Genomic DNA, 22,940 nt, shown 5'->3' with positions numbered 1-22,940 from the left:
CGATTTCTAGCTCTTGGTCAAGGACAGGTCGTCGAGTTGCAGCCACATGTCGCCGTTGTCGGTCCAGATCCCGGCGAAGATCTCGACGGAGCTGCGGCTGCCGCTGGAGAAGGTGACGGTCTGCTTCGTCCAGCCGCCCAGCGCGCGGAAGTTGACCTCGGCGATGGGCGGCCCGCCCGGGGCCCGCACGCCGAAGAAGCCGTTGTCGTTGTTCGGCGAGGTGCGCAGCCAGCCGGTGAGCGTGTAGTTGGTGTTGGGGGTGACCGCGACCGTCTGGTAGAGGTCGTGCCAGCCGCGGTTGTAGCGGACGAAGGCGTTGCGGTCGGCGGTGAAGGACCAGGTCCCGTTGTCGATGCCGCCGTTGCCGCGCACCGCCCACGGGCTGGAGACCGTGCCGGTCGCCTGGCGCTCGAAGCTCGGGTCGCGCACCAGGTTGGGGTTGGTGATCGTCGCGTCCCGGTTGAGCTGCACCTTGACCAGGTAGACGTTGTACGGCGTCCACTGCGAGAGCGCCAGGTACAGGTCGGGCCCCGACGACCACGGGTGCATGAAGCCGCCGTACAGGCCGGGGAAGTCGGCGAAGCTGGCGACCACGGCCGGGGCGCTCCACGGGCCGGTGGGCGCGCTAGCGCTGCGCAGCACGATGTCGCTGCCCTTGAGGTAGGTCATCAGCCACTTGCCGGTGTAGGCGTTGAACTGCACCGACAGCTCCGACACCGGGGCCGCGACGATCGGCGCGGCCAGGGTGTCCTGGCCGGACTGCCAGGCGGTGCCGGTCCAGTACTGGTAGGCCGACTTGTTCAGGATCGAGCCCTCGGGCACGCGGGCCAGGTGGGCGGCCCCGTTGCGGCCGTTCGGCGTGCCGTACACGTAGACGAAGCCGTCGCGGCGGACGAAGGCCGCCATCTGGAAGCGGTTGGCGCCGCCGGGGTTGTCCCAGCGGGGGCCGCCGGCGGTGACCCAGGTCTGGCCGTTGTCGTCGGAGTAGGCGATGGAGGCGTAGTTGGTGTCCCAGAAGCCGGGCTGGCCCCAGTGCCGGACCGACATGTAGCCGAGGTACTGCCGCGAGCCGACCGCGACGCCCGCGGTGGGGATGACGGTGATCTCGTCGTTGTCGATCTTCCGGCTCGGGATGAGCTCCTTGGCGTGGCCCGCGGTGTCGGTCGCGGCGCTGCTGAAGGACAGGCCGTCGGCGAGGTTGCGGTCGGTGCTGCGCAACAGCACCTGGCTGCGCCAGTCGTTGCCGTTGGCGCCCGGCGGCTGCCACGTGCTGCCGAAGGTGTCGCCGAAGGCGGCCAGGACCTCCCCGCTGCCGTTGTCCCACATGATGCCGAGATCGGTGGCGTGGACCTGCCACCGGCCGCCGGTGTCGCTCACCGAGTGAGGACCGGTCAGCTTGCTCACCACGACGGCCGGGGAGTGCACCGTCGAGGCCTGGACGGACCCGGCCGGCGCGAGCGCCAGAACCAGGACGGGAATCAGTGCGACGCGTAAGGGCTTCACGAGGCCCCCTCCTGTCAGGAGATTCCGCAGAGATGCACGTGCACGCCGAGTTCGGCGAAGGCCGCGGCCTTGGCCTCCAGCGCCTTGTCCGCGCCGGCGGCGTCGTCCGCATAGGCGACGTTGAGATGGTTGGCCCGGTGCCGGGCCATGAACTGGTTGCGGCTGACGCCGTGCAGGACCGCGTGCATGATCGGCCACTGCGGGGTGGTCGCGTCGAGCCGGCGTCTGGTCTCCTCGGCGGGCAGCTCGACCACGGTGGCGCGGCCGAGGTCGACGTGGAGCTCGCCGTCCATGATGAAGACGCGCGACCAGACGATCTCCCCCGGCTTGGACACGCCGCTGAGCGTGCCGCCGCCGAGCGGGAAGTACATCGGGGGCTGCCGCATGCTCCACGAGCGGTGGTAGCCGCCGTTGTGCGAGGCGGGCACGGAGCCCGAGATCTCGAAGACCCAGACGAACCGCCCGTCGTACTCCTCGCCCCAGCGCACGTCGTGCAGCGTGGTGGCCGGGTCGAGGCCCATGGCGGTCCAGATCCGGTTGGTGATCAGGGAGTCGACCGCGACGCCCTCGTCCACCTCGTTGAAGTGCGGCAGCGGCTGCCCGGCGTAGAGCTCGCGCGAGCCGTCGCGGCTGCGCACCGGCGGGCGCGAGACGTTGTTGAGCAGGCCCTCGGCCAGGTCGCTGGCCGGGACGACGTCCTTGAGCCCCTGCTGGTACTGGATGCCCACGGCGTCGAGGCCGAAGTCGTCGGCGATGCGCAGGGCGGCGATGTACATCTTGAACTGGGCGGTGAGCTGGGCCTCGGTCAGCTCGGTGGCCTCGTCGGTGCCGGTGTGGAAGACCAGGCCCATGTGGTCGAGCCAGACCCGGACCTGCCGGGCCTCCTCGTCGCTCACCCGGCCCATCTCGGCGACGAGCGCGCTCTGCGACAGCCGCTCCTTGTAGATGCCCAGCGGGTTGAGGAGCTCGTCGTCGATGATCGCGTTGTACATGCCCATGCAGCCCTCGTCGAAGACGCCGATGATCGCCTTCTCCGTGGCGAGCTGCCGGGCGACCGCCTGGCCGAGAGCGACCTCCGGACCATCCCCTTTTTGCCGATATTTCGTCACATGGCTGGTGTCGTGGGTCAGTTCGCCGCTCTCCAGCCAGGTCTTCAACCCCTGCCGCGCCCACTCGTCGGTGAAATCCTCGCTCCACAGCAGCGAGTACGGCTTGCCGGCCTTGGTCAGGCTGCCGGCGAGGTTGAGCAGGCCGACCAGGCCGGGCCACTGCCCGCTCCAGTTGGCCACGACCAGGATCGGCCCGCGGTGGCTGCGCAGCCCCGCCAGCACGTGGTGGCTGTACTGCCAGACCGCCTCGACCACGATCAGCGGGGCGTCCGGCGGCAGCCGCTTGAACACCTCGATCCCGGCCCGCTGGCTGTCGATGAAGCCGTGCCCCTTGGCCGGGTCCACCTCGTGCCCGCGCCGGACCTTCCAGCCCAGGTCGCGTAACGCCGCGGAAAGGTCGCTTTCCAGCTTCTCCTGCACGGGCCAGCACGTCTGGTTGGCGCCCTGGCGCAGATCGCCGCTGGCCACCGTGTAGATGACGCCGGGCTCTGCGGCGGGCGGCTCGATGAGCGGGGGGAGTCGGTACATGACCTGCCCTTCAACGGAGCTGACGGTCGGCGAGCTCGTGCGCGAGGCTCGCCGTGCTCGGATAGAGCTGCTGGTAGAGGCGGTAGAGGCGGTCGTAGTCCGCGACCGCTTCCGGCTGCGGGACGACCTCCTCCCGGACGGGGTTCCAGTCGTCGATCTCGGCCGGGCCGACGGCCTGGGCGGCGAGGAACGCGCTGCCGTACGACGCGCCGATCGAGGTCGCGCGCAGGTGTTGCGGCAGGCCGGTGATGTCGGAGACGATCCGCGTCCACAGGCCGCCCTGCGTGCCGCCGCCCACCGCGACCACCCGGCGGATGTCTCCGCCGGCCGCGCGGATGGTCTCGATGTTGTGCCGTACGGCGAAGCCGGTCGCCTCCAGCGCCGCCCGGTAGAGGTCGCCCCGGGTGTGCGAGAGGCTGAGCCCGACGATCACTCCCCTGGCCCGCGGGTCCATGACCGGCGTGCGCTCCCCGGCGAAGTAGGGCAGCATCAGCAGCCCGTTGGCCCCCCGGCCCGCTCCGGCCGCCTCGTGCAGCAGCTCCTCGTAGCCCGCGCCGACCAGCTCGCGCAGCCAGGCGGTGATCGCGCCCGAGGTGGCCATGCCGCCGGCCAGGTTGTAGGTGCCGGGCAGCGCGCCGACGGTCCCCCACAGTCCGGGCCAGGTGCGGTGCTCGGCTGCGGTGTGGATGAGGAACATGGTGGTGCCGTACATCAGCATGAGGTCGCCGGGCTCGTGCGCGCCCACGCTGAGCGCCTCGGCCCAGGCGTCGATCGTCCCGGTGATGACCGGAACTCCGGCCGGGAGATCGGTTTCTCGGGCGGCCTGCATGCTGAGCTTCCCGGCGACCTCGCCCGGCCAGCGCAGCGGCGGCAGGTCGAGGCCGGGGGCGATCCGCTCGGCCCACGGCCCGTGCCAGTCGAGCCGGCCGACGTCGTAGAGCGGGGTGCATTGGCTGGCCGAGTGGTGGTCGAGCACGTACTCGCCGGTGAGCCGGCGCACCAGCCACGAGCTGGGCATGAACAGCCGCCGGGCCCGCGCGAACAGCTCGGGCTCCTCGTCCGCCACCCAGGCGATCTTGGCTCCGGCGGCCTGGCTCGACAGATCGGAGCCGCCCAGCCGGCGGATCTCCTCGGCCCCCAGCTCGCTTTCCAGCCTGGCGATCTGCGCGGTCGAGCGGGTGTCGACGCCGTAGAGGACGGCCGGGCGGACCGGGACGTCGTCGGCATCGGCGAGCAGGACGCACGGGCCCATCCCGCTCACCCCGACCGCGCGCACCTCGGCGTCCTGGCCCAGCTCACGGGCCAGGGAGACGAACTCCGTCCACCAGACACGCCCGTCCATCTCGACGTGGCCGGGTATCGGCCGGTCCACCGCGTGCTCCCTGACGGCGGTCCGCAGCAGCGTGCCGTCCAGGCCGACCAGGACCCCTTTGCTGCTGGACGTCCCGATGTCGACCCCGAGCACAGCGGGCACGGTCATGAGCACCCCTGAGAAATCGATTGCTGGTTGCCCAAAAGGTAATGAGCCCCGATTCCGGAGTCAAGGGTTCAGCGGACCGAGCTCTCCCGGACGTGCAGCCGGGTGTGCAGGGTGACGCTGGTCGCCGGCCGCGTGGGCTCGGCGATCCGCTCGGCGAGCAGCAGCGCGGCGGTCCTGCCCAGGTCGTAGGTGGGCTGCCCGACCGTGGTCAGCGACGGCCGGACCAGGTGCGCCCACGGGATGTTGTCGAAGCCGACCACCCCGACCTCCTCCGGGATGCGCACCCCCTGGTCGACCAGGCACTCGACGGCGCCGACGGTCATCAGGTTGTTGGTGGCGAACACCGCGTCCGGCCGCGACTCCCGCAGCAGCTCGGCCATGGCCGCATACCCGCCCTCCTCCCGGAAGTCGGCGTACTTGATCAGCTCCGCCGGTACGGCACGGCCGTGCGCGCGCAGCGCCCGCTGGTAACCGCGCAACCGCTGGGCCGCGGTGGACAACCGGCGGGGGCCGGTGATGCAGGCGATCCGCTCGTACCCGGCCTCGATCAGGTGCGCGGTGGCCAGTTCGGCGCCGTGCTCGTTGTCCACCAGCACGGTGTCGACACTGCTGCCGCGCACCTGGCGGTCGATCATCACCACCGGCACCCCCGCCTCGACCAGGCGGTTAACGTGCGTGGCCCGGCCCGAGGGCGAGATGATCACGCCGGCCATCTGCTCGTCGAGCGCGGCGGTGACGTACCTGCCCTCCTTGGCCGGGTCCTCGTCGCTGTTGCACAGCACGACGGAGAAACCGGCCTGCTGGGCGACGTCCTCGACCCCTCTGACCATCGCGGTGAAGAACGGGTTGCCGACGTCGGAGATGATGACCGCCCACAGCGTGGTCCTGCTCTTGCGCAGATTGCGGGCCACGGCGTTGGGGCGGTACTTCAGCTCGCTCATCGCCTGCCGTACCCGCTCGGCGAGCACCGGATCCACGGTCGCCCGGCCGTTCGCCACCCGCGAGACGGTCGCGGCGGAAACCCCCGCGTGGCGGGCCACATCGTAGATCGTCGTCATCCTGCCCCCGTTCGGATCGCCTGAGGGAAAGGGTAACTGCAATCGATTGCTCAGTTCAGCGGGTGCTGCTCTGCCGTACGTTGAGCTGGGTGGGCAGGACGATGCGGGCGGGCTCGGACGCCGGGGACTGGATCCGGTCGGCCAGCAGCCGGGCGGCGGTGCGGCCCAGCTCGTAGGCCGGCTGGCCGACGGTGGTCAGCGACGGCCGGATGAGGTCGGCCCACGGCAGCTCGTCGAAGCCGACCAGGCCCATCTCCTCCGGCACGGCGATGCGGCGGCGCACCAGGCAGCGCATCGCGCCGACCGCCATCAGGTTGTTGGCCACGAAGACCGCGTCCGGCCGGTCGGGGGCGTCCAGCAGGGCGCTCATCGCGTCGAACCCGCCCTGCTCGCGGAAGGTCGAGCGCAGCACCATCGGCTCGCGGCCGGTCGCCTTCACCCCGGCCAGGTAGCCGGCCAGCCGCTGCTCCGCGGTCGAGACGCCCGCCGGGCCGGTGATGCAGGCGATCCGCGCGAACCCGGCGGCGGCCAGGTGCCGGGTGGCCGCCTCGGCTCCCCCGGCGTTGTCCACCACCACCATGTCCACGCCGGCGCCGGCCAGCTCGCGGTCGATGGCCACCACCGGGGTGGGCGAACCCGCCAGCGACTTGGCCGCCTTCGTGCTGCCGCTGGTCGAGATGATCACGCCGGCCATCTGCTGGCTCAGCGCGGCGGCGACGTAGGTCTCCTCCTTGGCGGGGTTCTCGTCGGTGTTGCACAGGACGACGGAGAAACCCGCCTGCTGGGCCACGTCCTCGACCCCGCGCACCAGGGTGGTGAAGAACGGGTTGCCCACGTCGGAGACGATCACCGCCCACAGGGTGGTACGGCTGCGCCGCAGGTTGCGGGCCACGGCGTTGGGCCGGTAGCCCAGCTCCCTGATGGCTTTCAGGACCCGGGCCACCATGTCGGGATCGACGTTGGGGTTACCGTTCAGCACCCGGGAGACAGTGGCCGCGGACACCTCGGCACGGCGGGCTACGTCGTAGATGGTGGTGGGCACGCGTAGAGCATGTCACGCGAGTACGGATATGTCGGGCGAGGTACGGCAGGCGTCTCACAGGGACCGTGTCACGGGGGCACCTCACTACAAGGAAACCGCGTCGGGGCCGAAGAGCGTCTTGATGTCGGCCGCGAACGACACCTCCGCGGTGACCGGGTACTCCGGCAACGCCAGCAACACCGACTTCCCCGACCGCCGCCGCAACGCGATGCGGACCGGCACCGTGCCCTGGTGCGCCTTGAGCACCCGGCGCAGCTCCTCCACGGAGGCGGGGTTCAGCCGCTCCTCCCGCAGGTGCAGCGTCACCGGGTGCCCACTGTCGCTGGTGATCCCGGAGACGTCGAGCGGCGTGAGGTCGGTGGCGAAGATGGAGATCGCGCCGTCCCGGTTGTTGATCTGCCCGCTGACCGAGGCCACCAGGTCGCTGCGCAGCTCCGGGGCGTACAGCTCGTAGCTCTTGGGGAAGAACAGGCACTCCACGGCGGCGTCCATGTCCTCGACCGTGGCGATCGCCCACATGTTGCCGGCCTTGTTGACCCGCCGCTCGACCTTGGTGATCAACCCGCAGACCCGCACGTCGCCCCGGTCGTCGCGGCCGCTGTCCAGCAGGTCGGCGATGGTGGTGTCGCGGTTGCGGGCCAGCAGCCGCTCGGTGCCGGCCAGCGGGTGGTCGGAGACGTAGAGGCCGAGCATCTCGCGCTCGAAGTCGAGCTTGGTCTTCTTGTCCCACTCGGCGTCCGGCACCGCGATGGAGAAGGAGGCGTCGTCGCCGCTCTCGGTGAACGAGCCGAAGAGCGAGTCCTGGCCGTGGGCCTGGTTCTTCTTGATGCCGATGACCGAGTCGACCGCCTGCTCGTGCACGACCAGCAGGCCCTTGCGCGGGTGGCTCATGGCGTCGAAGGCGCCGGCCTTGATCAGCGATTCGATGATGCGCTTGTTGCAGACGGTCAGCGGGATCTTGCCGAGGAAGTCGTTGAAGTCGGTGTAGGGCGCCTCGGCACGGCCGGTGACGATGCCCTCCACGACGTTCTCCCCGACGTTGCGGACCGCGCCCAGGCCGAAGCGGACCTTGTCCTCGCCGACGGCGACGAAGTCCTGGTGCGACTCGTTGACGCACGGCGCCAGCACCTGGATGCCCATCTTGCGGCACTCGGCCAGGTAGATCGCGGCCTTGTCCTTGTCGTCGCCGACGCTGGTGAGCAGGGCGGCCATGTACTCGGCGGGGTAGTTGGCCTTGAGGTAGGCGGTCCAGTAGGCGACCAGGCCGTAGCCGGCGGTGTGCGACTTGTTGAAGGCGTACCCGGAGAAGGGCAGCATGACGTCCCACAACGCCTGGATGGCCTCGTCGGAGAAGCCGTTGCCGCGCATGCCGGACTGGAAGTTCTCGAACTCCTTGGCCAGGATCTCCGGCTTCTTCTTGCCCATGGCGCGGCGCAGCAGGTCGGCGCCGCCGAGGGTGTAGCCGGCCAGCTCGCGGGCGATGGCCATGATCTGCTCTTGGTAGACCAGCAGGTGGAAGGTGGTGCCGAGGATCGGCTCCAGCGCGTCCTTGAGCTCGGGGTGGATCGGGTCGATGTCCTGGCGGGCGTTCTTGCGGTGGGCGTAGTTGGTGTGCGCGTTGGCCGCCATCGGGCCCGGCCGGTAGAGGGCGAGCACGGCGGCGATGTCCTCGAACCGGGTGGGCTCCATCAGCCGCAGCAACTGGCGCATCGGCCCGCCGTCGAGCTGGAAGACGCCCAGCGTGTCGCCGCGGGCCATCAGCTTGTAGGTGGTCGCGTCGTCGAGCGGGATGGTGAGGGTGTCGAGCCGGACGCCCCGGTTCTGCTCGATGATCTTCATGGCGTGATCGATGATGCCCAGGTTCCGAAGACCCAGGAAGTCCATCTTGATCAGGCCCATTTCCTCGCACGAGGGATAGTCGAACCCGGTGATGATCACGCCGTCCTTGTTCCGCATGTGCATCGGAATCAGGTCCAGCAGCGGCGCGGAGGACAGGATGACGGCGGCGGCGTGCACGCCGGTGCCCCGGATCAGGCCTTCGAGCCCGAGCCCGGTGTCGATGACCTTGCGGACGTCGGCGTCGTTCTCGTAGAGGGCGCGGATCTCGGTGCCCTCGACGTAACGCGGGTGGCTCTCGTCGAAGAGCTTGGCCAGGGGCACGCCCTTGCCCATGACGTCCGGCGGCATCGCCTTGGTGATCTTGTCACCGACGGCGAAGGGGTAGCCGAGGATGCGCGAGGCGTCCTTCACCGCGGCCTTGGCCTTGATCGTGCCGAAGGTGTTGACCTGGGCGGTCATCTCGGTGCCGTACTTGTCGGTGACGTAGCGGACCATGCGGTCACGCTGGCGGTCGTCGAAGTCGAGGTCGATGTCGGGCGGGCTGATCCGCTCCGGGTTCAGGAACCGCTCGAACAGCAGGCCGTGCTCCAGCGGGCACAACTCGGTGATGCGGGTGGCGTAGGCGACGATCGAGCCGGTGGCGCTGCCCCGGCCCGGGCCCACCGGGATGCCGTTGTCGCGGGCGTACTTGCAGATGTCGGCGACCACGAGGAAGTAGGACGAGAAGCCCATCGGGCCGATGATCTTCATCTCGGTCTCGTAGCGCTCCAGGACGTGCTCGGGGATCGGCGTGCCGTACCGCATCGCCAGCCCGGTGAGCACCTCCTTGCGCAGCCACGACTCCTGCGTCTCGCCCTCCGGCACGTCGGGGAACTGCGGCATCCGGTCGACGTAGCTGAACACCTCGTCGTAGGAGCCGACCATCTCGGCGATCAGCAGCGTGTTGTCGGAGCCCTCCGGGTAGTCCGGGAACAGGCCGCGCATCTCCTCGGCGGACTTCAGGTAGTAGCCCGAGCCGTTGAGGCGGAAACGGTTGGGGTCGTCCTTGTTCTTGCCGACGCCCACGCAGAGCAGGCTGTCGTGGGCGTCGGCCTGGTCCGCGGTGACGTAGTGCGAGTCGTTGGTGACCAGCATCGGGAGGTCGAGATGCTTGGCCAGCTTGAGCAGGTCGGCGCGGACCTCCTTCTCGATGTCGACGCCGTGCTCCATGATCTCCAGGAAGTAGTTCTCCCGGCCGAAGATGTCCTGGTACTCACCGGCGACCCGGACCGCCTCATCCCACTGCCCCAGCCGCAACCTGGTCTGCACGGCCCCTGACGGGCAGCCCGTGGTGGCGATGATGCCGGAGGCGTTGGCGGAGATCAGCTCCTGGTCCATGCGCGGCTTGGAGTAGTACCCCTCGTAGCTGGCCAGCGACGACAGCCGGAACAGGTTGCGCAGCCCGGCCGCGTCCTTGGCCCACATCGTCATGTGCGTGAAGCGCCCGCCGCCGGAGACGTCCTTGCCGCCTTCCTCGTCGGCGACGCCCGTCTCCGCCCGGCGGCCCCAGAACACCGGCTTCTTCACGAACCGGCTCTCCGGCGCGACGTAGGCCTCGATGCCGATGATCGGCTTGACCGGGCCGCCCTTGGCGGTCTGGTAGAACTCGTACGCGGCGAACATGTTGCCGTGGTCGGACATGGCGATCGCCGGCATCTCCAGTCTCGCGGCCTCCGCGAACAGCGGCTTCACCTTGGCCGCTCCGTCGAGCATCGAATACTCGGTGTGGACGTGAAGATGCACGAACGAATCGCTCATCGGCTCCCTGACCCTTCCCCCGTCGGCCCGTTGAGGCCCGGATCCTACGCCGCGGGAAGGGGATTCGGCAGACTTGATTTCCGGCGCGCGGTGCGGGTGCCGGACACCTGATTTCCGGCGCGCCGGGTCCTACTCGGCGTAGGGCTGGTCCTCGCCCTGGTCGCTGTAACCGAGGCTCCAGACGTAGCCGTCCGGGTCGGCGAACACCCCGCCGTACCCGCCCCACGGCAGCGCCCCGGCGGGCTTCAGGATCGTCGCACCGGCCTTCTCGGCCTCGTCCATGATCTCGTCCACCCTGCCCTCGCTGCGGACCACGTAGGTCAGCACCAGGCCGCTGAACCCGCTGCCCTCCGGGCTCAGCCCCACCTGCGCGGCGAGCCCCTCGCGCCCGTAGAACCCGACCGGCGAGGCCCCGTCGGACTCGAAGAAGACCGAGATGCCGTAGTCGTTCTTGACCTTCCAGCCGAGGCCCTCGGTGTAGAACCGCTTGGCCCGCTCCATGTCGTCGACGGCCAGGAGGATCGAGCTGACGTGCGCCTTCATGCGGTGACTCCTCTATGGGATCGAAGTGATGCCCTCACGCTACGGGCGGGACTTCGACCTGGGCTTCTCCATTTCTGATCGCTTTGGTCAAAGCCCTGGAAGGGTCATCCCCGGGCATACCAGCCGATCCGCTGCGGCAGACCCAGCCGGGTGGCGAGCTCGATCGCGTACTGCTCCGCCGCGTCGGACACGGTCGCGAGCTCCTTGAGAACGGCGCCCGCCGCCTGGACGGGCATCATCGCGAGGTCCCCGAGAATCGCCTTCATCTCCCACTGCTGCTCCGTCCGGTAGCCGATGCGGACGTAGGCCTGGCTCCGATCCCTCACCGGGACGTTCAGCGGCAGCATGAGGATGTCCAGATAGTCGCGAAGGAGTTCCGGAGGACCCATCGGCAGGATCGGCTCGACCGCGTGGAGAAGCTTGATCTCGTCACCCAGGTACGAGAAGCGGGCCTGTTCCCGCAGCAGTTCGCTGCTCGGAGCGCCCCGGTCGTAGGTGAAGGCCTCGCTGCTGGAGAGCATGCTCCGTTCTCTGCTCGCGAGGTCCTCGATGCTCAAGCCCAGGTAGTCGCTGATGGTGACCAGGCTGACCAGGCCGTACCACTCGGCGAGCGCGACCTGGGAGCGCCAGAGCAGCGCCCGCCGCCGCCACGCGCCCGCCATGCCCTCGCCCTCGTCGGACAACAGCTCGCGGGCGTTCAGGCTCGGCCGGCAGATCAGCGCGATGATCATGAGATTCGCCGAGTAATAAGCATGTCGCCTGACCGAGCCCGCATCCCAGGGCCGATAGCCCGGCAGGTGGGAGTCGTCTCGCTGATCCAGCTCGCGGCTTATCCGGGCGAGCACGGACTGCCAGTTCTTCCGCTCCTCCACAGAATGGGACGCCATGACCTCCCGCATGAAGGTGATGATGGCTGTGCTGTTGGTGAGCACCGAGTAGGACAACAGGGTTCGCAGCAAACCGTCCGCCGCCCGTGGCCGGAATCTGGCCGATTCCTGGATCGCGAGCTCTGCGACGACGGTGACCACCATCCTGGCGATCAGGAACTCTTCGAAGGTCAGGTGGAGGAATTCGTAGGTTTCCAGAACCCGGTCGTCCCGTACGGCCTGCGCGCGATGCACGAAGAAGAACCGGCCGAAAGCCCGGTCGCCGTGGCCGAGCGGAGTGGCGAAGTCCTTGGGCTGGGCCAGTGGCGCGGGCTCCAGAAGCGCTTCCAGATCCCGATCGACTTCGTCCGACGTGGCCCACGGCCGCCTCCGGTTGAACATCGAGAAAGCGACGAGTGACAGCCTTGTCAGCTCCCAGTCCACCAATTCCCGGGCACGGGCCGGAGGGTGCTCCTTGAGCAGCTCTCGTTCGGCGAAGCGGCGGAGCAGCCGTTCGTAGAGTTCGGCCTGGCTCAGCTCGAACCCCTTACCGAGCGCGTTTCCGTCGGCGTCGTAAATGGCCAGCATGAGCAGCAGCAGCGGCTGCTCGGCAAGCTGCCGCTGCGAAAGGACCTCCTCCGCACCCAGAGGCTGAATCCTGGCCGTACGGAAATGGTCGGCGTTGGCCCGGTTCCAAATCGCCAGCCAGGCCTCGATCTGTTTCTGGTCGAAAGGCTCCAGCCGGGCGACCACGGTGCCGACCGGGAACTCCGCCCGGTTGACGACCGCCGTGCGGGAGGTCACGATCACCGACACCGCCCGGCCCAGGTCCGCCTCGCGCTCCTGGAACTTCACGACCTTCGCCAGGTAGTCCGACTGGCGCACTCCAGTGGCCTGGATCAATTCGTCGAAACCGTCGAGCATCACGACCGGCAGCGCGCCGTTGGCCGATTTCGCGATGGTGGGCCAGGACAACTGCTCGGAGGTCAGTTGGTGGACGGCCTGCTCGATCTGCTCCTGGATCCCCGAATTGGCCGAGACCTCCCGCAGGGGCACGCGAATAGGGAGGTACTGGGTTGCGGGCAGCCGGGCGGCCAGCACCTTCGTCAGCACCGACTTGCCCGCTCCGGGTTGTCCCAGCACGACCAAAGGCACCCGGCTGGCCATGGGATTGGTGAGAAAGCCGGCCAGAAAGGCGGGCAGATCGCGGCGGAGCCGATGCTCGTCCCACCACGACTCGATGGCGGGATTGTCTCCCCGCCCTACATCGGTGATGCGGTAGCACGGCGTGATGTAGGCCTCTTCCAGGCTGGGCAGAACGAGGCCGTCCGGCACCTCGCCGATGTCGGCGATCGCTCGGCGAAGCAGCGCCTGCTGCGCTCGCGTCAATTCGGCGAGCCGGTCACCGGGAACCATCTCGGCCGCCACCCGGGACAGCAGCCCGTGCAGGTCCGTCAGACTCGCCCGAGTGGCCTGGTGGTCGATCATGCCGGCCCAGAACCCGAATTCGGGTACGTCCTGCGCCAGCCGGCGGTAACTGTCCTCGTAGAGCCGCAGCGCCTGCTGGGCGAGGACCGCGTCGGAGATCCGTTCACGCCGGTGTTCCGGCATGTCCTCCCAGAACGCGAAGCCGCCGATGAAACGGAACAACTGGAGGGCGAGGTCGCGGTAATAGCTCGCGACCAGGTCGCGGGTGGCCTCGAACGGCTGCTGCGGCGACGGGCAGAACGGCACGGATTCGAGCGGCGGCCGGCCGAGCGGAACACCGGCGAGCCGCTCCTGCTCTTCCGGGGTCAGCCGAATGTCCAGGCGCAACTCGTCCAGGGCCGAGAAGAAGGCGGTGACGACCACGATCGTGTGCGCGGCTTCGATCCGTTCCGTACGGCTGCGCCACGAACTGCGCGATCTCCACTCCCGCCATCGGGCCAGCAGATCCTTGCCCACCTGGACGAGCTGACCTTTGACGTCGATCAGATCCCACAGGCCCAGGGTCGCCACCCCCAGGACGGTGTCGAGATCCTGGATCGCGGGCTCGTCCCCGTTCAGTAATCGAACGGCATCGACATACCGGTATCCCCTCGCCATGAAACGAATTATCCGGAAATCGCGGGGAGAGGCGGGGCGAGATGGGGAGACTCGCCTCCGACGCCTCATAGTCAGCCGAGACTCAGCAGGAGGCGGTCGAGGCCGGATTTGAGGGTGTCGGCCGAGTAGCCGCGGTGGGCGACGAGGTTGGCCGCCAGCGGGGCGAGGAGCGCGTCGGCGAGGAAGGGCGCCTCGGCCGGGGGCCGGAGGTGGCCGAGCAGCAGGCTGAGGTGCTGGTGGTAGGCCTCGTAGGCGCCGCCGAAGCGGGCGAACGGGGCGGCGGTCTCGGCCATGAGCAGCAGGTCGAGCTGGGCGAGGGTGCGGTCGGCCAGGGCGTGCAGGAAGGCGCGCAGGCGTTCGGCGGGCTCGGCGCCCGGGCCCAGGGGCGGGGGGCCGGTGAGGAAGGCCTGCTGGAACTCGCGCTCGCGGGCGTCGATCAATGCGTGGGCCAGGCCGGAGCGGTCGCCGAAGCGGCGGTAGAGGGTGCCGACCCCGACCCCGGAGGCCGCGGCCACCTCGGCCATGGTCAGGCCGTCGATCCCCTGGGTGGCGACGATCTCCGCCGCGGTCGCGAGGATCTTCGCCCGGTTGCGGGCGGCGTCGGCTCGCTCGGCTGTCACCGGACCAGCCTAGTGCGGGGTGGTAAACGGAACAGATTCTGGATACCGTCTTAAGCGGAATGAATTCCGTTTACATCGGAGGCGGTCATGAGAGTGGCGTTGGTGAGCGGTGGGAGCAGGGGCATCGGAGCGGCGATCGCCCGGCGGCTCGCGCGGGACGGCATCCGGGTGGTGATCACCTATGCCTCGGCCGCTGACCGGGCTCAGGAGGTCGTGGCGGCGATCAACGCGGCCGGGGGCGAGGCCGTGGCGGTGCGGGCCGAAGCCACGGACCCGGCGGCGCTGCGGGCCGCGGTCCAGCGTGCGGTGGAGGTGTTCGGGCGGGTCGACATCCTGGTCAACAACGCCGGTGTGGCGCCGTTCGGGCCGGTCGAGCAAGTCACCCTCGAAGAGCTCGACCGGACGATGGCCATCCATGCTCGGGCGTCGTTCCTGCTGGCCCAGGCGGTCGTCCCGGTCATGGGGGCGGGCGGGCGGATCGTCAACATCGGGAGCAGCCTGGTGGAGCGCGTGCCGTACGGGGGGTGGACGTTGTACGCGATGAGCAAGTCGGCGCTGGTCGGGCTGACCAAGGGGCTGGCCAGGGAGCTCGGGCCGAGGGGGATCACCGTGAACCTGGTCCATCCCGGCTCCACCGACACCGAGATGAACCCCGCCGACGGCCCGGACGCCGAGGAGGAGCGGGCCTTCACGGCGCTGGGGCGCTACCTGGATCCGGAGGACGTGGCCGAGACGGTCGCCCACCTGGCGGGTCCCGGCGGGCGGAACATCACCGGCGCGGCCTTCCTGGTCGACGCCGGAACCGTCGCCTGACCGGGTGCCTTGTCGAGCGCTGCCGAACCCCTTGATCTTCCGGAGAGGTCGGGATGAGGGAACCCGGGGGCCGATCCCGCGAAGGGCGCGGATCTCGGGTCATGAGCGCGAGGCGATCAATGGCTGCCGTATCCGGGCTGGTGGCGGTGCTCGCCGACGGCGTCTCGGCCGTCTACGCGGCCTCCTGGATGCTCGCGCCCCGGACCCGCTGGGGCAGGTGGCGGCGTCGCCCGCTCCGGATGCCGTTGCCGATGACCAGCACCTCGGCCACCTCGTGCACGGCCACCACGACGGCCAGGCCCAGCACCCCGGCGGCGGCCAGCGGCACCAGCGCCACCAGGATCGCCCCGGACAGCAGCAGGTTCTGCGTGAAGATCGCCCGCGCGGCCCGGGTGTGCGCGACGGCGTCGGCCAGGCGGCGCAGGTCCTCGCCCATGAGCGCCAGGTCGGCGGCCTCGACGGCCACGTCGCTGCCCATGACGCCCATGGCGATCCCCGCGTCGGCGGTGGCCAGCGCGGGCGCGTCGTTGATGCCGTCGCCGACCATGGCGACCGGCCCGCGTGCCTTGAGCTCGGTGACGATGCGCGCCTTGTCGGCGGGCAGCAGTCCGGCGCGGACGTCCGTGATGCCGGCCTGCGCGGCGATCGCGGCGGCGGTGCGGGAGTTGTCGCCGGTGAGCATGACCACCTCGACCCCGAGCTCCCGGAACCGGGCGACGGTCTCGGCCGCCTCCGGGCGGATCTCGTCGCGTACGGCTACCGCCCCCACCAGGGAGCCGTCGTGCTCGACCAGCACCACGGTCGCCCCCGCGTCCTGCAACCGGCGCACCTCCGAGGCGAGCGGCCCCGGCTCGACGAACCCCGGCTTGCCCAGCCGAGCCGGCACGCCCTCGACACGTCCCCGCAGCCCGTGCCCCGGCACCGCCTCCACGTCCGCCGCCGGCGCCTCCGGACCCGGCCAGGCGGCCAGGATCGCGGCGGCCAGCGGATGCTCGCTGCGCGCCTCCAGCGCGGCGGCGACACCGAGGACCCGATCCCGATCACCACCGGGTACGGCAAGCACCTCGATCACCACCGGCCGGTTGCGGGTCAGCGTGCCGGTCTTGTCCAGCGCGACCACCTTGACCCGGCCCAGCGCCTCGACCGCCGCGCCCCCCTTGATCAGCACCCCGGCCTTGGAAGCCGCGCCGATCGCGGCGACCACCGCCACCGGCACCGACAACGCGAACGCGCACGGCGCCGCGGCGACCAGCACGACCAGAGACCGCTCGATCCACACGGCCGGGTCCCCGGTCAGGCTCCCGACGAGCGCGATCAACGCCGCCAGGACCAGGACGCCGGGCACCAGCGGGCGGGCGAACCGCTCGGCCAGGCGCTGGCTCGCGCCCTTGCGTTCCTGGGCCTCCCGCACGATGTGGACCAGGCGAGCCAGCGAGTTGTCCTTGGCGGTCGCGGTGACGCTGATCTCCAGCGCTCCCGAGCCGTTGACCGTGCCCGCGTACACCACGGCGCCGGGCTCGACCTCGGTGGGCACCGATTCGCCGGTGACGACCGAGGTGTCGAGCGAGCCGCGACCGGCGGTGACCACGCCGTCCGTGGCGATCCGTTCGCCGGGCCGTACCGCCAGGATGTCGCCGACGCGCAGCTCCGCGGGCGGGACCTCCGACTCCCTGCCGTCGCGACGTACTCGGGCGGTCGGCGGCACCAGGTCCAGCAGGGCGCGCAGGCCGTGCCTGGTTCTGGCGACGGCGTAGCCCTCCAGCCCTTCGGCGATGGAGAAGAGGAAGGCGAGGGTGGCGGCTTCGCCGTACTCGCCGAGCGCGACCGCGCCGGCGGCGGCGATGGCCATGAGCAGCCCGACCCCGAGCCGCCCCTTCACCAGCGCCCGCACCGCCTCCGGGACGAACGTGGCTCCGCCCACGGCTACGGCGGCGAGCTGTAACCCGGCCGCCCACCAGGCTGCGGCCCCACCGGCCCACAGCCCGGGGGCGGCCACGCTGGCCAGCAGCAACACCCCCGCCACCGCCGCGAACCGCAGCTCCCGCACCCGCCAGATCGCCGCCGGCGCCACCTCCTCCGAGGTGACCGAACCCGGCGCGGCCGAACCCGACGCGGCGGGACCCGAGGCGGCCGGGCCCGGCGCGCAGCAGGCGTCAGCCACCGAAATCACCCGGCTCGCACGCCTCCCCCTCCGCCCGGCCCTCCGCCTCGTCGATCAGCAACACCAGCGACGCCAGCTCGGCCAGCGCCCGAGCCAGCTTCACATCCGCCAGCTCGTACCGAACCCGCCGCCCCACCGGCACGGTCCGCACCAGCCCGCACCCCCGCAGGCAGGCCAGATGGTTCGACACGTTCCCCCGAGTCATCCCCAACCGCTCGGCCAGATCCGCCGGATAAGCCGGTGCCTGCAGCAACTCCAGCAGCAACCGGCGCCGGTTCTCATCGGCGAGCGCCGTCCCCACCCGGGCCAGCGCCTCCGCATTCACCACCGTGTTCACCAGCACGACAATACAGCCCAGACTGTACTGTCCCCTAGTGCCCGTGCCCATGGCCGACGAACGCAGCGGCCGGCCTACCTCCGGGGACCAGCACCAACGAGACGACCGCCGCGACAACGGCCGCGCCCAGGCAGACGACCAAGGCCGAGGTGAAGCCACCCAGGTCCCCCGCACCCGGCGCCAGGCTGGCGGCCGCCACGGTGGACACGACCGCCACGCCGATGGACCCGCCCAGCTCGTGGAAGGTGTTGATCACGCCGGACGCCACCCCGGTCTCGCCGCTGGGGATGTTGGCCAGGGTCGTGGTGGTGGCGGTGACGAAGGCGGGCCCGATGCCGAAGGCCGCGACGACGAAGCCCGGCACCAACGTCGTGTAGACGCCGGCCTCGGGCGAGACGCGGGCCATCAGGGCCGCGCCGAGCGCGGTGAGGACGAACGCGCCCACCGCCACCGGCCGCCCGCCGAGCCGGCCGATCAGGTGGCCGCCGAGTTGCGCCCCGAGGGTGATGGCGACGGCCACCGGCAGGAAGACGAGGCCGGTCTCCAGAGCGCTGAAGCCGAGGACGTGCTGCAGGTACAGCGAGCTGAGGAAGAACAGCCCCAGCATGAGGCCGGTGGCCAGCAGCATGACGAACGTCCCGGAGAGGACCGGCCTGCGGGCGAGCGTCTCGGCACGCATCAGCGGAGCGCGGGACGCCCGCTCGATCAGCACGAAACCGGCGTAGAGCGCCACCGCGCCGAGCAGCGGCAGCAAGGTGGCCGGAGCCGCCCAGCCGGCGTCGCCCGCGGTGACCAGACCGTAGATCAGCAGGCCGGTGGCCAGGGTGACGGCGGTGGCGCCCGGCAGGTCCAGCCGCTGCGGCCGGCCGGGCAGGGCGGGCACCAGCGCGGGAATGGCCAGCAGCAGGATCAGCCCGACCGGCACGTTGACGAAGAACACCCAGGTCCAGCCCGGCCCGGCGGTGAGGACGCCGCCGAGCAGCACGCCGAGCGCCGCTCCGGTGCCGCCGATGGCCGCCCACACGCCCAGCGCCCGGTGACGCCGCGGGCCGTCGAACGTGCTGGTGATGATCGCCAGCGCGGCCGGGGACAGCAACGCGGCGCCGACGCCCTGCAACGCCCGTCCGGCGATCAGCATGGCCCCGGTCGAGGCCAGGCCGCACACCAGCGAGGCCACGGTGAAGACGACCAGCCCGGCGAGCAGCGTGCGGCGGGCCCCGAAGGCGTCGGCCAGCCGGCCGCCCAGCACCATGAGGCCGCCGAAGCACAGCGTGTACGCGGTGACGACCCAGGTCAGCGCCTCACGGTCGAGGTCCAGCCCGCTTCCCACGGCCGGCAGCGCGACCTGCACCACGGTGATGTCGATGATCAGCATGAACTGCGCCAGACACAACAGGACCAGGACCGCCCAGCTCGAATTCTTCATCCGCTCACTCCTTAACCTGAACATAACTGTTCAACTTAAGCATACCCGGTGGGGGTTCCGAAATACTGGTAGGGGGTATAGCGTTGGCAGCGGCACAAGGAGGAACACGATGCGACGCCTTCCGGCACTCGACCCGACCGAAGCACCCGAGAAGTCCCGCGAGATCCTGGAGGACATCGTCGCCAGGCGGGGCGGGGCCGGCGAGATGGTCGCCACCATGGCGCACTCGCCCGCGCTGCTCCAGGGCTACCTGGACTTCTCCCGGGCGATGAAGCGGGTGAAGATCCCGCGCCCGCTGAGCGAGAAGATCTCGCTCGCCGTGCAGGAGTGGATCGGGTGCTCGATGTGCTTGTCGGCGCACACCAAGGCCGCGCGAGCCGCCGGGCTCAGCGAGACCGACATCGAACTGGCCCGTCAGGGCACCTCGACCGACGCCCGCGAGGCCGCCTTGATCGCCGTGGCCGTCCGCGTGCTGGCCGAGCCGTCCTCACTCACCGACGAGGACGTGGCCGAGCTCAGGGCACACGGCTGGAGCGACCGGGTGATCGCCGAGATCGTCGGCCTGGTGTCGCTGAACCTGCTGACCGGCGCCTTCAACCTGCTGATCGGCCTCGAACCCGCCGAGTGAGGAGCCCCCGGCCGACGGTCAGGGGCGGCCGCCCGGCGGGATGATTCGGAGCGCCGCCTCCATGGCCTCGGCCTCCTCGGGGTCGAGCCGCTCCAGGAAGTGGACCAGCGTCGCCGACCGGTTGCCGCTGCCGGCCAGCAACTCACGCATCAGCTCAGCGGCGTAGGCCTCTTTCGACGACACCGTCTCGTAGACGTACGCCTTGCCCGAGGTCCGCCGCTTCAGCAGGCCCTTGGTGTGGAGGTTGTCCATCACGGTCATCACCGTCGTGTAGGCGATCTCCCGGTCGTTGCGCAGCTCCTCGACCAGGTCTCGAACCGTGGCCGGACGCCGGCCGGACCACATCCGCTCCATGATCACAGCTTCGAGCTCACCCAGGCGGCGCATCCCGTCATGCTATCGAGGATCGTAGATCAGAGCTCCTCACCGGCGGCGACCCGGCGCTTGAGGCGGATCAGCTCCTTGGGTGAGTTGACCGCCACCGCGCCGACCAGGCGGCCCCGCCGGGCGAACCCGACCGCGAAGCTGTCGTCGGCCGGCGACCCGGCGAGCACCCTGGCCTCGTCGGCCAGGTGCGGCAGGCCCGCCGTCTGGATCCGCGCGTCGTGCACGTGCGTGGCGTAGGAGGGCAGGTCGGTGTACGGCTTCGCGTGCTCCGGCCCGGCCAGCAGGTTGAGCGCGGCGAGGGCGCCCTGGTCGTTGGCGGTCGCCCAGTGCTCGACCCGGACCAGCGCGTCGCCGTACAAGCCGTGCGGCCAGCGGGCCACGTCCCCGGCGGCCACGATGTCGGCGGCGCCCCTGGCGAACAGCGTCGGCTCGCAGAGCACGCCGTCCTCGACGGTCAGCCCGCTGCCGGCGAGCCATTCGGTGTTGGGCACGACGCCCATGCCGGCGATCACGAGGTCGGCGGGGACGGACTGCCCGTTGCTGAGCCGTACGCCCGCCACCCGAGCCTCGCCCGCGAAACCGATCGCCCGCACGCCGGACAGCAGGTTCACGCCGTTGCGCCGGTGATGCGCGGCGAGCCAGTGCGCGGCGTCGGACCCCACGGTGGCCAGCATGGGCTGGGGCGCGCTGTCGATCAGGGTCACCCGGTGGCCGAGCGAGCGCGCGGTCGAGGCGACCTCGCCGCCGACGAAGCCGCCGCCGATCACGACGACCCGCCGCTGACCCGCGGCGAGCTCGGCGCGGAGGGCGAGCGAGTCCTCGATGGTGCGCAGGGTGTGCACGCCTGGCGGGTGCTCGGCCAGCCGTCTCGGCCGCGCGCCGGTCGCGATCACGAGCCCGTCGTAGCCGACCTCCGAGCCGTCGTCGAGCTTGACGACCTTGCCGATCGGATCGAGCGCGGCGGCCCGCCGCCCGCGCAGCCACTGCTCGTCCAGTTCTTCGGCCCCGGGCAGGGCGATGTCGTCGTCGCCGCGCAGGACGCTCTTGGACAGCGGCGGCCGGTTGTAGGGCAGGTGCGTCTCGGCGCCGATCAGGGTGACCTCCCCGTCGAACGCTTCCCGCCGAAGCGCCTGTACGGCCCGCAACCCGGCCAGCGACGCCCCGACCACAGTGATTCGTTTCATGCCAAAAGACCATACCCCACTGGGGTATACGGGAGCGGTGTGATGTGGATCTCATATACAGGGAGGGGGTATCGGCGTAGAGTGCACCGAGTCGATACCCAAGGGGGGTATTAAGGATCGAGGAGGACGGCATGACCACCGCCACCTACAAGGTCACCGGCATGACCTGCAACGGTTGCGCCACCAAGGTGAAGAACCAGATCACCACCGTCGCCGGCGTCAGCAACGTGGACATCGAACTCGCCACCGGCCACGTCACCGTGACCACGGACAGCACCGTCGACAACGCCGTCATCGTGGACGCGATCGAGGAGACCGGCTACGAGGCGGTCCTGGTCTGATCGGCCGGGTGTCGGGCTCGGCCGGTTCCGAGCCCGACCGCCCATCTACTACTGTGGATAGTGATGGCCGGCAGCAAACTGACCGACCACGGACGCGCGCGCCTCGTGCGCGGGCTCCTGCTCGTCCTGCTCGCGCTCGGCATCTCCGGCATGCACACGATGGGCCACCCCGGCCAGACCCACGGCCAGACCCACGGTCAGCCCACCCAGGCGACCTCCCCCTCCCCGCACCAGCAGCCCGCCGCGATTTCCACCCACGGACGACCCGCCACCCCGTCCCCTCACCAGCAGCCGGCCGCACCCGGCCTGGACCCCACGGCCGTCTGCGTGGCGATCCTCGCCTCACTCCTCGTCCTGGCACTCGCCGCCCGGCGCGGCCGGCTGCGGCGCACGTCCTTCCACCTGAGCCGGACGTTCACCCGGGTCCGGCGAGCCGCCCGCCCACCACCCACAGCTCCCCGCCTGACCGCTCTCTCGGTGCTGCGTCTATAGGCCGGTCGAGTTCACCGCAGCTCAGCCGTACACCTCGACCGAGAGAGTCCACAGTCATGCACACCAACCGCTCGATCCTGCGCAAGATCTCGCTCGCCGCCGGAGCCCTCGCCCTGCTCACCGCCTGCGGAAACGCCGACGGAACCGCCGACCCGACGGCCGGCCACCAGGGCATGTCCCCTTCGGCCAGCACCAAGCCGTCGGCCGCCGTCAACGACGCCGACGTGATGTTCGCGCAGATGATGATCCCGCACCACGAGCAGGCCGTGGAGATGGCCGGCCTGGCCGCCACCCGCGCCGCGGACCCCGAGATCAAGGAGCTGGCCCAGAAGATCAAGGCCGCCCAGGACCCGGAGATCGAGACCATGAAGAGCTGGCTCGCCGCCTGGGGCAAGCCGGCCCCGTCCGGCGGCATGCACCACGAGATGCCCGGCATCATGTCCGCCGACGACATGAAGAAGCTGGCCGCGGCCAAGGGCGCGGCGTTCGACCGGCAGTTCGCCGAGCTCATGATCGCGCACCACGAGGGCGCGATCGAGATGGCCAGGACCGAGCAGGCCCAGGGCGCCGACCCCGCGGCCAAGGAACTGGCCAAGGCGGTCGAGTCCGCGCAGCAGGCCGAGATCGCCCAGATGCGCAAGCTCCTCGAGCGCCTGTGACCTGAGTGGGGGGGGGGGGGCCCCCCCCCCGCGGCCCCGGGG

General features: G+C 70.5%; 19 protein-coding genes. 5 read left to right on the top strand and 14 right to left on the bottom strand.

The window, feature by feature from the left end:
* Positions 1–6 precede the first annotated feature (6 nt).
* The 9 genes from AB0I67_RS06595 to AB0I67_RS06555 form a co-directional block, all read right to left on the bottom strand.
* On the bottom strand, positions 7–1,503 hold the full coding sequence (locus AB0I67_RS06595) for a DUF4185 domain-containing protein (RefSeq protein WP_357918680.1): 1,497 nt from the start codon (positions 1,501–1,503) through the stop codon (positions 7–9).
* Positions 1,504–1,517: 14 nt separating this feature from the next.
* Positions 1,518–3,140, bottom strand: a complete 1,623-nt coding sequence (locus AB0I67_RS06590) for a hypothetical protein (RefSeq protein WP_357918677.1) — start codon at positions 3,138–3,140, stop codon at positions 1,518–1,520.
* 10 nt (positions 3,141–3,150) lie between these two features.
* Positions 3,151–4,620, bottom strand: a complete 1,470-nt coding sequence (locus tag AB0I67_RS06585) for an FGGY family carbohydrate kinase (protein WP_357918674.1) — start codon at positions 4,618–4,620, stop codon at positions 3,151–3,153.
* Positions 4,621–4,688: 68 nt separating this feature from the next.
* Entirely contained in the window at positions 4,689–5,678 is a 990-nt protein-coding gene (locus tag AB0I67_RS06580; protein WP_357918671.1) for a LacI family DNA-binding transcriptional regulator, read from the bottom strand.
* Between the two features lie 55 nt (positions 5,679–5,733).
* On the bottom strand, positions 5,734–6,720 hold the full coding sequence (locus tag AB0I67_RS06575) for a LacI family DNA-binding transcriptional regulator (protein ID WP_357918668.1): 987 nt from the start codon (positions 6,718–6,720) through the stop codon (positions 5,734–5,736).
* An 84-nt stretch (positions 6,721–6,804) separates the two neighbouring features.
* Positions 6,805–10,356: a DNA polymerase III subunit alpha gene (gene dnaE / locus AB0I67_RS06570; RefSeq protein ID WP_357918665.1), complete on the bottom strand. Its 3,552-nt coding sequence runs from the start codon at positions 10,354–10,356 to the stop codon at positions 6,805–6,807.
* A gap of 129 nt (positions 10,357–10,485) precedes the next feature.
* Positions 10,486–10,899 carry a VOC family protein gene (locus AB0I67_RS06565; protein WP_357918662.1) on the bottom strand — a complete coding sequence of 138 codons (414 nt, stop codon included), beginning with the start codon at positions 10,897–10,899 and terminating at the stop codon, positions 10,486–10,488.
* Positions 10,900–11,003: 104 nt separating this feature from the next.
* Positions 11,004–13,850 carry a hypothetical protein gene (locus tag AB0I67_RS06560; protein WP_357918660.1) on the bottom strand — a complete coding sequence of 949 codons (2,847 nt, stop codon included), beginning with the start codon at positions 13,848–13,850 and terminating at the stop codon, positions 11,004–11,006.
* Positions 13,851–13,921: 71 nt separating this feature from the next.
* A complete protein-coding gene (locus tag AB0I67_RS06555) occupies positions 13,922–14,470 on the bottom strand; it encodes a helix-turn-helix domain-containing protein (RefSeq protein WP_357918657.1) in 549 nt (182 codons plus the stop codon).
* Between the two features lie 87 nt (positions 14,471–14,557).
* Here AB0I67_RS06555 and AB0I67_RS06550 point away from each other — a divergent pair, with 87 nt between their 5' ends.
* Positions 14,558–15,283 carry an SDR family oxidoreductase gene (locus AB0I67_RS06550; RefSeq protein ID WP_357918654.1) on the top strand — a complete coding sequence of 242 codons (726 nt, stop codon included), beginning with the start codon at positions 14,558–14,560 and terminating at the stop codon, positions 15,281–15,283.
* Positions 15,284–15,455: 172 nt separating this feature from the next.
* On the opposite strand, the gene AB0I67_RS06545 is transcribed toward AB0I67_RS06550, so the two are convergent.
* From AB0I67_RS06545 to AB0I67_RS06535, 3 genes are all read right to left on the bottom strand, one after another.
* Positions 15,456–17,354 carry a cation-translocating P-type ATPase gene (locus tag AB0I67_RS06545; RefSeq protein WP_357920366.1) on the bottom strand — a complete coding sequence of 633 codons (1,899 nt, stop codon included), beginning with the start codon at positions 17,352–17,354 and terminating at the stop codon, positions 15,456–15,458.
* An 82-nt stretch (positions 17,355–17,436) separates the two neighbouring features.
* Positions 17,437–17,784 (bottom strand): helix-turn-helix domain-containing protein, encoded by a 348-nt coding sequence (locus tag AB0I67_RS06540; RefSeq protein ID WP_357920363.1) that lies wholly within the window; start codon positions 17,782–17,784, stop codon positions 17,437–17,439.
* A 31-nt stretch (positions 17,785–17,815) separates the two neighbouring features.
* On the bottom strand, positions 17,816–19,207 hold the full coding sequence (locus AB0I67_RS06535; RefSeq protein WP_357918651.1) for an MFS transporter: 1,392 nt from the start codon (positions 19,205–19,207) through the stop codon (positions 17,816–17,818).
* Between the two features lie 109 nt (positions 19,208–19,316).
* Between AB0I67_RS06535 and AB0I67_RS06530 the strand changes: the two genes are divergently transcribed.
* The gene (locus AB0I67_RS06530; protein ID WP_357918648.1) at positions 19,317–19,835 is read left to right on the top strand and encodes a carboxymuconolactone decarboxylase family protein; all 519 of its coding nucleotides are present in this window, start codon (positions 19,317–19,319) and stop codon (positions 19,833–19,835) included.
* Positions 19,836–19,853: 18 nt separating this feature from the next.
* Here the strand turns inward: AB0I67_RS06530 and AB0I67_RS06525 are convergent, their stop codons facing one another.
* Positions 19,854–20,222, bottom strand: a complete 369-nt coding sequence (locus tag AB0I67_RS06525; protein WP_357918645.1) for a BlaI/MecI/CopY family transcriptional regulator — start codon at positions 20,220–20,222, stop codon at positions 19,854–19,856.
* Positions 20,223–20,248: 26 nt separating this feature from the next.
* On the bottom strand, positions 20,249–21,406 hold the full coding sequence (locus AB0I67_RS06520; protein ID WP_357918642.1) for an FAD/NAD(P)-binding oxidoreductase: 1,158 nt from the start codon (positions 21,404–21,406) through the stop codon (positions 20,249–20,251).
* A 131-nt stretch (positions 21,407–21,537) separates the two neighbouring features.
* Here AB0I67_RS06520 and AB0I67_RS06515 point away from each other — a divergent pair, with 131 nt between their 5' ends.
* The 3 genes from AB0I67_RS06515 (at position 21,538) to AB0I67_RS06505 (ending at position 22,898) form a co-directional block, all read left to right on the top strand.
* Entirely contained in the window at positions 21,538–21,747 is a 210-nt protein-coding gene (locus AB0I67_RS06515) for a heavy metal-associated domain-containing protein (RefSeq protein ID WP_357918639.1), read from the top strand.
* A 63-nt stretch (positions 21,748–21,810) separates the two neighbouring features.
* The gene (locus tag AB0I67_RS06510; RefSeq protein ID WP_357918637.1) at positions 21,811–22,239 is read left to right on the top strand and encodes a hypothetical protein; all 429 of its coding nucleotides are present in this window, start codon (positions 21,811–21,813) and stop codon (positions 22,237–22,239) included.
* 56 nt (positions 22,240–22,295) lie between these two features.
* Positions 22,296–22,898: a DUF305 domain-containing protein gene (locus tag AB0I67_RS06505; RefSeq protein WP_357918634.1), complete on the top strand. Its 603-nt coding sequence runs from the start codon at positions 22,296–22,298 to the stop codon at positions 22,896–22,898.
* Positions 22,899–22,940 lie beyond the last annotated feature (42 nt).

Origin of the sequence: Nonomuraea sp. NPDC050310, assembly GCF_040655795.1 — a bacterium.
Taxonomy (GTDB): Bacteria; Actinomycetota; Actinomycetes; order Streptosporangiales; family Streptosporangiaceae; genus Nonomuraea.
This window is presented reverse-complemented; position numbering and strand designations above follow the sequence as displayed.

Bases quoted from the DNA above. Each gene is read 5' to 3' on its own strand.
- AB0I67_RS06590 (WP_357918677.1), bottom strand. From the start codon at position 3,140: ATGTACCGACTCCCCCCGCTCATCGAGCCGCCCGCCGCAGAGCCCGGC.
- AB0I67_RS06585 (WP_357918674.1), bottom strand. From the start codon at position 4,620: ATGACCGTGCCCGCTGTGCTCGGGGTCGACATCGGGACGTCCAGCAGC.
- AB0I67_RS06580 (WP_357918671.1), bottom strand. From the start codon at position 5,678: ATGACGACGATCTACGATGTGGCCCGCCACGCGGGGGTTTCCGCCGCG.
- dnaE (WP_357918665.1), bottom strand. From the start codon at position 10,356: ATGAGCGATTCGTTCGTGCATCTTCACGTCCACACCGAGTATTCGATG.
- AB0I67_RS06565 (WP_357918662.1), bottom strand. From the start codon at position 10,899: ATGAAGGCGCACGTCAGCTCGATCCTCCTGGCCGTCGACGACATGGAG.
- AB0I67_RS06560 (WP_357918660.1), bottom strand. From the start codon at position 13,850: ATGGCGAGGGGATACCGGTATGTCGATGCCGTTCGATTACTGAACGGG.
- AB0I67_RS06550 (WP_357918654.1), top strand. From the start codon at position 14,558: ATGAGAGTGGCGTTGGTGAGCGGTGGGAGCAGGGGCATCGGAGCGGCG.
- AB0I67_RS06535 (WP_357918651.1), bottom strand. From the start codon at position 19,207: ATGAAGAATTCGAGCTGGGCGGTCCTGGTCCTGTTGTGTCTGGCGCAG.
- AB0I67_RS06530 (WP_357918648.1), top strand. From the start codon at position 19,317: ATGCGACGCCTTCCGGCACTCGACCCGACCGAAGCACCCGAGAAGTCC.
- AB0I67_RS06525 (WP_357918645.1), bottom strand. From the start codon at position 20,222: ATGCGCCGCCTGGGTGAGCTCGAAGCTGTGATCATGGAGCGGATGTGG.
- AB0I67_RS06520 (WP_357918642.1), bottom strand. From the start codon at position 21,406: ATGAAACGAATCACTGTGGTCGGGGCGTCGCTGGCCGGGTTGCGGGCC.
- AB0I67_RS06515 (WP_357918639.1), top strand. From the start codon at position 21,538: ATGACCACCGCCACCTACAAGGTCACCGGCATGACCTGCAACGGTTGC.
- AB0I67_RS06510 (WP_357918637.1), top strand. From the start codon at position 21,811: ATGGCCGGCAGCAAACTGACCGACCACGGACGCGCGCGCCTCGTGCGC.
- AB0I67_RS06505 (WP_357918634.1), top strand. From the start codon at position 22,296: ATGCACACCAACCGCTCGATCCTGCGCAAGATCTCGCTCGCCGCCGGA.